The 12,691-nt window shown below is 61.2% G+C and carries 1 protein-coding gene; it reads left to right on the top strand.

Going from position 1 to position 12,691, the window contains the following annotated elements; translation table 11 throughout:
* The first annotated feature begins 5 nt into the window (after positions 1-5).
* Positions 6-12,674 carry a non-ribosomal peptide synthetase gene (locus tag ACFFK0_RS26230; protein ID WP_377473529.1) on the top strand — a complete coding sequence of 4,223 codons (12,669 nt, stop codon included), beginning with the start codon at positions 6-8 and terminating at the stop codon, positions 12,672-12,674.
* Positions 12,675-12,691 lie beyond the last annotated feature (17 nt).

Raw genomic sequence — 12,691 nt, 5'->3', positions numbered from 1 at the left:
CGCGAATGATCGATAAAATTGCTCAACAGATGCTGCTGACTAGCGGCCGCTACGAGAAAGAGAAACTATACTGGGCAAGCAAGCTTCAGAACGACCTCGGCATGAGCGAGTTTCCGCGCGCGGCGCGCGGAGACTCCGCTTCGGCGGATTCGGGTGCGAATGCCGGTTCGATCCGGCATTCGCTGTCCCCCGAGCTGGCCAGCCGACTCCTCGGCATCGGCCGTACAGGCTACGGCGTGTTCATGCTGCTGCTGTCCGGGGTCAGCTATTTGCTGCATCGGTACGCATCCGCCGGTGAAGTGCGGATCGGCATGCCGATTTTCAAGCAAAACCAGCCGGCGAACGAGCTCATGAACACGATGCTGGTCATTCAAACCGAATACGAGAGCAGCTTCGCGTTCCGCGACTGGGCTGGAATCGTGCGGCAGGTGGTGACGGATGCGAATGAGCATCAGAACATCCCGTTTCTGGCGCTGGCCGAGCTGGCGCAAATTCCGGTTCAGGCCGACGGGACGGCCGAAGTGCCGACGCTCGTTATGCTGGAAGGGGTTCATGACCGGAGCTATATCGCTCCGATTCGTTCCAGCATATGTTTTGTATTCAGCATGGGAGCCGATCGGATCGATGTCACGATCGAATACGATCCGCGGCGTTATACCGAAGCATACGCGGCATCGCTTGCCGTTCATCTCGAGCGAATACTTCGCGCGGTGGAGACGCCGGACGAGCCGCTCTCCCGCCTGGAGCTGCTTACTGCGGAAGAGCGCGAGCTGGTTGCTGTGCAATTCAACCGGACGCAGTTGGATCTGCCGCAGCGCGTTACGCTGCACGGATTATTCGAGGAGCAGGCGAAACGTTCTCCCGGGCAGACCGCCGTCGCACTCGGCACTGCCCGGCTTACCTATCGCGAGCTGAACGCCCGCGCCAACCGGCTCGCCCGGACGCTGCGCGAAAGAGGCGCATTGCCGGACACGGTTGTTGCCATCGTCGCCGAGCGCTCCTTGGACATGATCGTCGCTTTGCTCGCCGTTATGAAAGCGGGAGCTGCCTATTTGCCGATCGATCCGGCCTACCCGGAGGAACGAATTGCTTACCTGCTGGAGGACAGCCGTGCGACACTCGTCGTGACGCAGTTCGCTGCGCCTGCAGGCTTCGATGAGGCGGCGGCGGTCAACCTCAACGATGAGGCGTCCTTTGCTGCCGACGACAGCGATCTTGCACCGCTGGCCGGCCCCGAGCACTTGGCCTATATCATCTATACGTCCGGTACTACAGGAAAACCGAAGGGCGTCATGATCGAGCATCGCGGGGTAACCAACTCGATTCAATGGCGCGCCGGTGAGTATGCCCTGAGCGAGCAAGACGTCGTCCTGCAGCTGTTCTCGTTCTCGTTCGACGGCTTTGTAACGAGCTTCTTTACGCCGATCATCTGCGGCTCGACCGTTGTGCTGCTGACGGAAGACGACTCGAAGGATCCGCTTGCCATCCGCAGACATATCGCCGAAGCCGGAGTGACGCATTTCATCTGCGTGCCGAGCTTGTACAACGCAGTGCTGGAAAGCATGACGGAGGACGACGCCCGCAGTCTGCGCATCATCACGGTTGCCGGAGAACGGATGACGGATGCGGTCATCGAGCGCAGCAAGCGGCTGGCGCCGCAGGCGGAGCTCGTCAATGAGTACGGACCGACGGAGACGAGCGTCGTGGCGACGATTTGCCGCGATCTGAAGGCGGGAGAGCCGGTGACGATCGGCGTGCCGATCGCCAACACGCGGGTATATATCGTTAATGAGCAGGGCCAGCTTATGCCGGTCGGCGTACCGGGCGAGCTGTGCATTGCGGGCAAAGGACTGGCGCGGGGGTACTGGAATCGCGCCGAGCTTACCGCGGATAAGTTCGTCGCCTGTCCGTTCGAGCCGGGCGAGCGGATGTACCGCACCGGAGATTTGGCTCGGTGGCTGCCGGACGGACGGATCGACTACATCGACCGGATCGATCACCAGGTCAAAGTTCGGGGCTACCGGATCGAGCTGGGAGAGATCGAAACGGTGCTGCTGCGCCAGCCGTCGGTGAAGGAAGCCGTCGTCTTGGCCCGAGACGATGCTTACGGTCAAAAGATGCTGTGCGCCTATATAACGGCCGAAGACGAAACAGCCTTGCTCGGTTTGCGCGAGCGTCTATCCGCCGAGCTGCCGTCCTACATGGTTCCGGCTCATCTGATTCAGCTGGCCGATATGCCGCGTCTGCCGAACGGCAAGCTCGACCGCAAAGCGCTTCCGGAGCCGGACGGCGCTGCGTCAGCCGAAGAAGAAGCCGTTTACGAGGCGCCTTCGACGGAGCTTCAGGAGCGGCTGTGCGCGATGTGGCAGGAGCTGCTGGGCGCGGACCGGATCGGGATCAAGGATCATTTTTTCAAACGGGGCGGCCATTCGCTCAAGGCGATGATGCTGCTGTCGCAAATGCATAAGGCGTTCGGGGTCGAGGTCCCGCTGCGCATCGTGTTCGATTCGCCGACCGTGGAAGGCATCGCCGCCTATATCGAGGAGCAGCGCGGAGCGGGTGCAGGTAACCGGTACGCGGACATCGAGCCGGTGCCGGCACGAGCCTATTACCCGGTATCTTCAGCTCAAAAGCGGATGTTCGTCGTGTCCACGCTCGAAGGCTCGGGCTCTAGCTACAATTTGCCGAATGCGATGATCATTGAAGGCGAGCTGGACGTCGCCCGGCTTCAGCACGCATTCCGCCAGCTTGTGTCGCGTCATGAGACGCTGCGGACGCGGTTCGTCTCGATGGACGGCGAGCCCGTGCAGATCGTTGAAGAGAGCGTCCCGTTCGACATCCCGTATTTGGAGACGACGGAGGATCAGATCGATGCCGTCGTAGAAGCGTTCGTCCGGCCGTTCGATTTGGGCGACGCACCATTGTTCCGGGTCGAGCTCTACAAGCTGAACGACAACAAGCATCTGCTGCTGTACGACATGCATCATATTATTTCCGACGGCGTATCGTCAGGCATCGTCGTGCGCGAATTCGTGGAGCTGTACCAAGGGGGAGAGCTGCCGGCCCTCCGAGTGCAGTACAAAGACTATGCGGTGTGGCAGCAGGAGCGGCTCGGAACGGAAGCGGGCTCGCGTCAGGAGCAGTATTGGCTGAACCGGTTTGCCGGACCGCTGCCTGTGCTCGACCTGCCGACCGATTTCCCGCGTCCGCCGGTGCAAAGCTTCCAAGGCGGCGTCGTGTCGGCGCAAGCGGAACGGGGGCTGCTCGACAGGCTGCAGGAGCTTGCCAAGCGTACGAATACGACGCTTTACATGGTGCTGTTTGCCGCTTACAACGTGCTGCTCGCCAAATATTCGGGCAAGGACGATATCGTCGTCGGCTCACCGACGGCAGGGCGTCAGCATGCCGACACCGAGCCGCTGATCGGCATGTTCGTAGGCACATTGGCGATGCGCAGCAGACCGGAGGCAGGGAAGACGTTCGCCGCGTTTCTGGAGGAAGTGAAAGCGACGACGCTGGAAGCGTTCGAGCATCAGAGCTATCCGTTCGAGTCACTGATCGAGAAGCTCGACCTTCAGCGCGATATTTCCCGCAACCCGCTGTTCGACACCATGTTTATCGTGCAAAATATGGACCTCGATTCGCCGGCGCTGCCTGGCTTGAACATCGTTCCGGTCGGCTCGAAGGGCACCGTGTCCAAGTTCGATCTGTCGCTTCAGGCGAGAGAAGCCGAAGAGGGCTTGCTGTTAAGCGTTGAATACAGCTCCGCTCTGTATCGGGAAGCGACGATCGCCCGGATGATCGGTCACTACGTTCGTATTTTGGAAGCCGTCGTCGCGCGTCCCGAAACGCAGCTCGGCGAGATCGAAATGATTACGGCCGAAGAGAAGCGGGTCATTATTCAAGACTTCAACCTTACGCGTTCAAGCTACCCGCGAGACGCGTCCGTCGCCGAGCTGTTCCGGCAGCAGGCTGCTTTGACGCCGGATCACCCCGCGCTTACGTTCCGCGGCAAAGCGCTGACTTACCGCGAGCTGGACGAGCGCTCGAACGCGCTCGCGAACCGGCTGCTTGCTCATGGCGTCGGCCGCGAGGAGGCCGTCGGCATATACTCCGAACGCTCGATGGACATGGTGGTCGCCATCTTGGCCGTGCTGAAAGCGGGCGCGTCATTCGTCACGCTCGATCCGGCGTATCCGGAAGAGCGCATCCGTCACATGCTGGAGGACAGCGCCGCCTCCGTATGCTTGAAGTTCGAGGCTGAGCCCGCCGGCGAGTTTGGCGTAGTATGGTTTGATTTGGCGGACGAGTCGCTGTATTCCGGAGATAAGGCCGATCCTGACGTGAGGATTGGTCCGAACGACCTCGCCTACTATATGTATACGTCCGGCTCGACCGGCAAACCGAAAGGCGTCATGGTCGAGCAGCGCGGCATCGTGCGGCTCGTCAAGCAGTCGAATTACACAAGGTTCGAAGCTGGAGACAGCTTGCTGCTGACCGGCGCCGTCGGCTTCGATGCGATTACATACGAAATATTCGGCATGCTGCTGAACGGGCTGACGCTCCACGTGGTGGACAAGGATGTGCTGCTGAGCGCCGATCTGCTGGCGGAGCACATTCGCCGTCTTGGCGTGACGCTTATGTGGATGACGACGCCGCTGTTCAATCAGCTGTCCGAGGTTCGTCCCGACGTATTCGCGGGTATCAAGCAAATCATTATCGGCGGCGAACTGATCTCCATGCGGCATGTCAACCGGGTGCGCCGCCACTGCCCGGGCATCGAAGTGTTCAATGCGTACGGACCGACGGAAAACACGACGTTCTCGACCGGCTTCCCAATTTTGCAGGACTATGAGGAACCGGCGCCGATCGGCAAGCCGATTTCCAATTCTACGGCCTATATCGTCGATGCGGCCGGCTATTTGCAGCCGATCGGCGTGCCCGGCGAACTGATCGTCGGCGGCGACGGCGTTGCCCGCGGCTACGCCAATCTGCCGGAGCTGTCCGCAGATAAATTCGTTCCGAACCCATATGCTCCAGGCGAGCGGATGTACAAATCGGGCGATCTGGCCCGCTGGCTGCCGGACGGCAACATCGAATATCTCGGTCGGATCGACCTGCAGGTGAAAATTCGCGGCTACCGCATCGAGCTTGGTGAAATCGAAGCGGCGATCATGAAGCTGAGCGGCATGAAGGCAACGTGCGTCGTCCCGGTCACGGATCCGAACGGTCAGAAAGTGCTGTGCGCGTACTATGTATGCGAGGAACCTAAGACGGCAGGCCAGCTGCGCGAGTCGCTGTCCCGCGAGCTGCCGTCCTATATGGTGCCGCTGTACTTCCTGCAGCTGGAGCAGTTCCCGCTTACGTCCAATGGCAAAATCGACCGCCGGGCGCTGCCCGCGCCGGATTACGACGCGGCAGCGGCGGCGGGAGCCGATTACGTTGCGCCCCGCAATGAGACCGAAGCGGCCGTCGCATCGCTTTGGGAGGAGACGCTCGGCGTGAAGCAGGTTGGCGTCTACGACGATTTCTTTGCGCTTGGCGGCCATTCGCTGAAAGCGATGACGCTCTTGTCGCGCCTGAAGCAGCGCTTCGGCGCCGACGTCCCGCTGCGCGCGCTGTTTGAAGCGCCAACCGTAGCGGCGCTTGCGGCCTATATCGACGGTGTCGATAAAGCGGCGCTCATTGCCATCGAACCTGCCCCCGAGCAGGCATATTATCCGCTGTCGCCCGCGCAGAAGCGATTGTTTGTGCTGAGCCGTTTCGAAGGCGCAGGCGTCAGCTATAACCTGCCTCGAGTCATGACGGTCGAGGGCGAGCTGGAGCCGGAGCGACTGGAAGCCGTGTTCCGTCAGCTCATTGCGCGTCACGATGCGCTGCGCACGTCGTTCCGGCTTGTCGACGGCGAGCCCGTCCAGTTTATTGCCGATCCGGAAGAGCTGGAGTTCGCCATCGCCCGCCATGAGGCCTCGGAAGCGGACGTTCCGGCCATCGTGCAATCGTTCATTCGTCCGTTCGATTTGGAGACGGCGCCGCTTCTTCGCGCAGAGCTCGTCAAGCTGGAGCCGCAGAAGCACGTGCTGCTTTGCGACATGCATCATATCATTGCCGACGGCGTGTCGATGAGCATCTTCATGAAAGAATTTACCGAGCTCTACGAAGGAGCCGAGCTGCCGTCTCTGCGGATTCAATATAAGGATTACGCCGTATGGCTGGACAGCGGGGAAGGCCGTACGGTCATGAGCCGGCAGGAAGCGTATTGGCGCGAAGCGTTCGCGGAAGAGATTCCGCTGCTCGCCCTGCCGACGGATTACCCGCGTCCTGCGGTGAAGAGCTTCGAAGGCTCGAACGTAGCGGTGCGAAGCGGGGCCGAGCTCAAGAGCGCGTTAGATCGCCTCGCGGCCCGGACCGGCGCTACGCTGTACATGGTGCTGCTTGCCGCCTATCAGGTGCTGCTGCACAAGTACAGCGGCCAGGACGACATCATCGTCGGCACGCCGGTGGCCGGGCGTCCGCATGCGGACGTCGAGCCGGTGATCGGCATGTTCGTCAATACGCTTGCCCTGCGCGGTCGTCCCGAGCCGCTGAAGACGTTCGAGCAGCTGCTGGACGAAGTGAAGCGGACGACGCTGGACGCGCTCGACAACCAGCATTACCCGTTTGACGCGCTGGTGGAGCAGCTGAACGTGCCTCGCGACTTGAGCCGCAACCCGCTGTTCGACACGATGTTTTCGCTCCAGAACATCAATATGGATACAAGAGAAATGACCGGCCTGCAGATCGAACCGTATCCGTTCGAGGGCGGCGCCGCCAAGTTCGACTTGTCTCTGGAAGCTACGGCGACGGACGACGAGCTGGTCGTCAGCTTCGAATACGGGAGCGCCTTATTCCGTCACGATACGGTGGAGCGGATGGCCGGTCACTACTTGAACATTTTGGCTGAAGCAGCGGCCAATCCGCAGCTGACGCTGGCGGAAATCGATATGGTGTCCGAGCGGGAAAAAATGCAAATCCTGGAGCAATTCAACGATACGGCAGCCGAATATCCGTCGCAGACGACGCTGTACCGGACGTTTGAGGCGACGGCGGCGGCTGCGCCGGACCGGGTTGCCGTCATAGACGGGGAGCGAACTTTAACCTACGGCGAGCTTAACGAGCGAGCGAACAGGCTTGCCCGCAAGCTTCGCTCCGAAGGGGTCGCGCCGGACCGTATTGTACCTCTTCTCATGGAGCGCGCAGCCGAGATGATCGTGGGCATTCTGGCCATTCAGAAGGCGGGCGGGGCGTACCTGCCGATCGATCCGGAATTCCCCGAGGACCGGATTCAGTACATGCTGGACGATTCCGGAGCCGAGTGGCTCCTTACCCAAACGAAGCATGCCGGCAAAGCCCGCGCCTTGTTCGAGGGCGGCAGCGTGCTCGACCTGAACGATCCGGCTTCGTACGAAACCGATGGCTCGAATCTCGAGCCGGCAGCGGGACCGCGCAATTTGGCTTATGTCATCTATACGTCGGGCTCTACGGGCAAGCCGAAGGGCGTCATGATCGAGCACGGCGCAGCGATGAACCGGATCCACTGGATGCAGAAGGCGTATCCTTTGAGCGATAGCGACGTGATTTTGCAGAAGACGCCTTATACGTTCGACGTGTCGGTATGGGAGATGTTCTGGTGGGGCTTCGTCGGCGCGGCGGTCTGTTTCTTGAAGCCGGGCGGCGAGAAAAACCCGGAGGAAATCGTCTCCGAAATCGAGCGCAGCGGCGTGACGACGATGCACTTCGTTCCGTCCATGCTGAGCTTGTTCCTGGATTACATCGAGGGTGAAAGCGATGCGCATGTGAAGCGGTTGTCCGGACTGCGCTTTGTGTTCGCCTCCGGCGAAGCGTTGCAGCTTGCCCATGTGCAGCGGTTCAATCGCATGATTTACAGCCGATGCGGCGCCAGATTGATCAATTTGTACGGACCGACGGAGGCAACGGTCGACGTCTCTTACTACGATTGCTCGACAAGCGTTGAAAGCGGCATTGTGCCGATCGGCAAGCCGATCGACAACATCCAGCTGTACATCGTCGGTGACGGAGTCCGGCTGCAGCCAATCGGCGTGCCCGGCGAGCTGTGCATTGCCGGCGTCGGGGTTGCGCGCGGGTACGTGAACAAGCCGGAGCTGACGGACGAGAAGTTCGTCGACAATCCGTGGAGCCCCGGCATGAAAATGTACCGCACCGGCGACCTGGCCCGCTGGCTGCCGGACGGCACTATCGAATATTTGGGACGGATCGATTTCCAGGTCAAAATTCGCGGCTACCGCATCGAGCTCGGCGAGCTGGAGACGGCCTTGCTCAAGCACGACGCCGTTCGCGAAACGGTCGTCGTCGCGCTTGAGGACGAAGAGAAGCTGTACTATTTGTGCGCGTACTTTACGGCCGACCGCGAGCTGACGGTAACGGAGCTGCGCGAGCACCTCGGACGCGACCTGCCTTCCTATATGATTCCGGCGCATTTCGTTCAGCTGGAATCGATGCCGCTGTCGCCGAACGGGAAAATCAACCGTAAGGCGCTGCCGAAGCCGGAAGGGCGAATCGCCACGGGCACGGAATATGTGGCACCGCGCACACCGACCGAGGAGCTGCTGGCGGGCTTGTGGCAGGAAGCGCTCGGCGTCGAGCGCATCGGCGTGCACGATAGCTTCTTCGCACTGGGCGGCCACTCGCTGAAGGCCATGTCGCTGCTCGCCCAGACGCATAAGACATTCGGCATCGAGCTGCCGCTTCGCTTCCTGTTCGAATCGCCGACGATCGAAGCGGCCGGGCGTTATATCGACGAGCAGGCGCGCGGTACGTATCAAGCGATCGTTCCCGCGCCGAAGCAGGAATATTATGCAGTATCTTCCGCGCAGAAGCGGATGTTTATATTGAACTTGTTCGAAGAAGGCGGCGAAAGCCTGGCTTACAATATGCCGTCTGTCGTCGGATTGGAAGGGCCGGTTGACGCGGAGCGCTTCGAGCAGGCGCTGCAGCAGCTCATCGCCCGCCATGAATCGCTGCGCACCTCGTTCCACACCGTGCAGGGCGAGCCGATGCAGCGCATCCATGATGAAGCTCCGTTCCGCTTGGAGCGGCTTGTAGCCGCATCCGAGGAAGCTGCGGCCAAGGCTCTCGACGGCTGGTTCCGTCCGTTCGATCTGGCGCAGGCGCCGCTGCTCCGTGCTGCGCTGATCCGCATCGAGGACTGCGGCAAGCATGTGTTCGTCTATGACACGCATCATATCGTTTCGGACGGCGTGTCCGGCACGATTTTCATAGAAGAGCTTATCCGCTTGTATGAAGGCGAGCAGCTGCCGCAGCTTGAGCTGCATTATAAAGACTTTGCGCTTTGGCAGAACGAATGGATGGCAGGCGAGCAGTTCCTCCGACAGGAGCAGTATTGGCTTGCGCAAATGAGCGGCGTGCCGGTGCTGGAGCTGCCGACCGACCTGCCGCGTCCTGCGGTGAAGAGCTTTGCCGGCGCGGTTCGGGAGTTCGAAGCAAGCACAGAGCTCGTCGAAGCGATGGAGCGCCTCGCCCGCGACAGCGGTGCGACGCTGTATATGGTGCTGCTCGCGGCATTCAAGGTGCTGCTGTCCAAGTATTCGGGCCAATCGGACATCGTCGTCGGGTCGCCGATCGCCGGCCGGTCCCATGCCGACACGGCGGGCATGCTCGGCATGTTCGTCAACTCCTTGGCGATCCGCAGCGACGTGAGTGCCGGGAAGACGTTCCGGGAGCTTGTTGCGGACGTGAAGACGACCGTTCTGAGCGCCTTCGAGCACCAGGATTATCCGTTCGAGCTGCTCGTGGAGAAGCTGCAGCTGACGCGCGATTTGAGCCGCAATCCGCTATTCGATACGGTGCTCGTCTGGCAGAACGCCGGAGGAGCGGACGCGGAGCCCGAACAAGCGGACCGCGGCGGCGAGCTGCGGATCGTACCGTTCGGGCAAGAGCACACGGTATCCAAGTTCGATCTATCGCTTATCGCTGCACCGCACGAGGGCGCACTCCGGCTTAGCTTCGAATACAGCACGGCGTTGTTCCATGAGGAGACGATTGCCCGCATGACCGAGCATCTGCTCCAGCTGCTCGAAGCGGCTGCAGCCGCTCCGGATCAAGCTGTCGGCACCATCAGCCTGACGACGGAAGGGGAGCTGGTGAAGCTGCGGGACTGGAACGCTACGGCGCGCGAATATGCAGGTTCGTCTCTGCTGCACGGTCTGTTCGAGGAGCAGGCCGAGCTGATGCCGCAGCAGCCTGCACTTGTACAAGGCAGCATCACCTATACGTACGCACAGCTGAATGCGAAGGCGAACCGGCTGGCGCGCTCGATCCGCAGTCTCGGCGCAGGCGGCACAAGCCATCGCGTCGCCGTCATCGCCGACCGGACGCCGGAAATGGTCATCGGTATCCTCGCCGTATTAAAAGCGGGTGCCGCTTACGTACCGGTCGATCCCGACTATCCCGCGGACCGGATCCGCTACTTGCTGGAAGACAGCGGCGCCTCGCTCGTGCTCGGCAGAGGCAGCGCGGTTCCGGATGCGGTCCGCAGCTATGAAGGGGTCAACGTGATCGATCTCGACAACGCCGCATCGTATCATGACGCCGATACGAAGCCGGACTGGAGCGTCTCGCCGGATGATGTGGCCTATGTCATCTATACGTCGGGCACGACCGGCAAACCGAAAGGCGTTATGATCCGCCATCGCAGCATCGCCAATACGGTCAAATGGCGCCGCACCGAGTTCGGCTTCGGCCCGCAGCACAGGGCGCTGCAGATCATGTCGTTCGCCTTCGACGCCTCGGTCATTTCGCTCTTCACGCCGCTGGCCTCAGGCACGACGTCGTACATGGTGCCGGCCGCGGAAGCGAAAGATCCGATCGTGCTCAAGAAGCTGATAACGCTGCACGGCATTACGCATCTGAACGGCGTACCGAGCTTGTTCGGCACGATCATCCATCTGCTCGAGCCTGCCGAAGCCGAGTCGCTGCAGCTGATCCTGCTCGGGGGCGAGCCGATTACGAGCGGATTGGTCGAAATGACCAGGAACAAAAATGCGCGCGTAGAGCTCGTTAACGAGTACGGTCCGACGGAGAGCAGCGTTATGGCAACATTCATGCGCGGCCTCGAACCGAACGTGCCGATAACGATCGGCAGACCGATTGCGAATACGCGGATATACATCGTCGACGACCAGCTGCGGCAGCAGCCGATCGGCATCAGAGGCGAGCTGTGCATCGCAGGCGACGGGCTGGCCAAAGGCTATTTGAACCAGCCGGAGCTGACGGACGACAAATTCGTCGACTGTCCGTTCGAGCCGGGCGCGCGCATGTACCGGACCGGCGACGCGGCGCGGTGGCTGCCTGACGGCACTATCGAGTTCTGCGGACGCATCGATCAGCAGGTGAAGGTGCGCGGCTACCGGATCGAGCTGGCTGAGATCGACGCCGTGCTGCTGAAGCAGCCCGGCGTCAAGGAAGCTACGACGCAAGCGTGGGATGACGCCCAAGGCCAAAAATATTTGTGCGCGTACATCGTTGCGGATCGCGACGAAGCGGTTGCGGCAGCGAGAGAGAGGGCTGCGTCCGAGCTGCCGGCGTACATGGTGCCGCCGCACTTCGTTCGATTGGAACGGCTGCCGCTGACGCCGAACGGCAAAATCGACGCCCGCGCCCTGCCGAAGCCGGATACGTCTATCGCTCGTGCGCCATATGCCGCGCCGCGGACGGAAGACGAGAAGAAGCTGACGGCCGTATGGGAGGAGCTGCTCGGCATAGGGCAGATCGGCATCAACGATCCGTTCTTCGAGATCGGAGGCAACTCGCTCAAAGCGACGATGCTGACGGCCCGCGTCTACGAAGAGCTGCACGTGGAGCTGCCGTTCATCGCCGTCTTCCAATATCCGACAATTGCGAAGCTGGCCGGCTACATGGCCCGCCGCCGCGTCGAGCGCAGCGACGACCGGCCGGTCACGCTGCTGAACCGCCAGGCGCAGCGGTCGTTGTTCTGCTTCCCGCCGGTAGCCGGCTACGGCTTCTACTATCAGGAGCTGGCCGGACTGCTGGAGGAGGCGAATATAGCGGTATACGGCTTCGACTTCATCCAGAGCGACGACAGGTTCGAGCAGTATGTGAAGCATATCCGTACGATTCAGCCGGAAGGACCTTACCGGTTGATGGGCTACTCGGCGGGCGGCAATCTGGCCTTCCGCGTCGCTCAAGAGCTTGAAGCGGCAGGCTGCAGCGTCTCGGACATCATCATGCTGGACGCGGAGCCGAAGAAAAAAATCATTCAGCAAACCGCCGAAGAGACGCAGCGGGAAATCGGCAAGGTGATCGAGCAGGAGGCGGAAGGGGCGCAATACGGCGCATACCTGCAGAACGAAGCCGTTCGCGACACGGTGTTCCGCCACATGGTCGGCTATATGACCTTCCTGAACGAGCTGGACAACAGCGGAACGGTGGCCGCCGACATCCACTTGATCGAATCGGAAGGAAAGAGCCTGAATATCTTGCAGCGGCAGGCGAGCTGGAGCAAGCATACGACGGGACGCCAAATCAAGCATAAGGGCGCAGGACCGCACGAGGACATGCTGGAGCCCGCCCATCTGCCTGCCAACGCGGCATTGATCCGACAAATCCTGGGCTGACCGGGGAAGGAGAACGC

Source organism: Paenibacillus chartarius, from assembly GCF_042432825.1.
GTDB classification, from domain to species: domain Bacteria; phylum Bacillota; class Bacilli; order Paenibacillales; family NBRC-103111; genus Gordoniibacillus; species Gordoniibacillus chartarius.
Note: the sequence above shows the minus strand (reverse complement) of the source record. Positions and strands in the feature narration are given on the sequence as shown.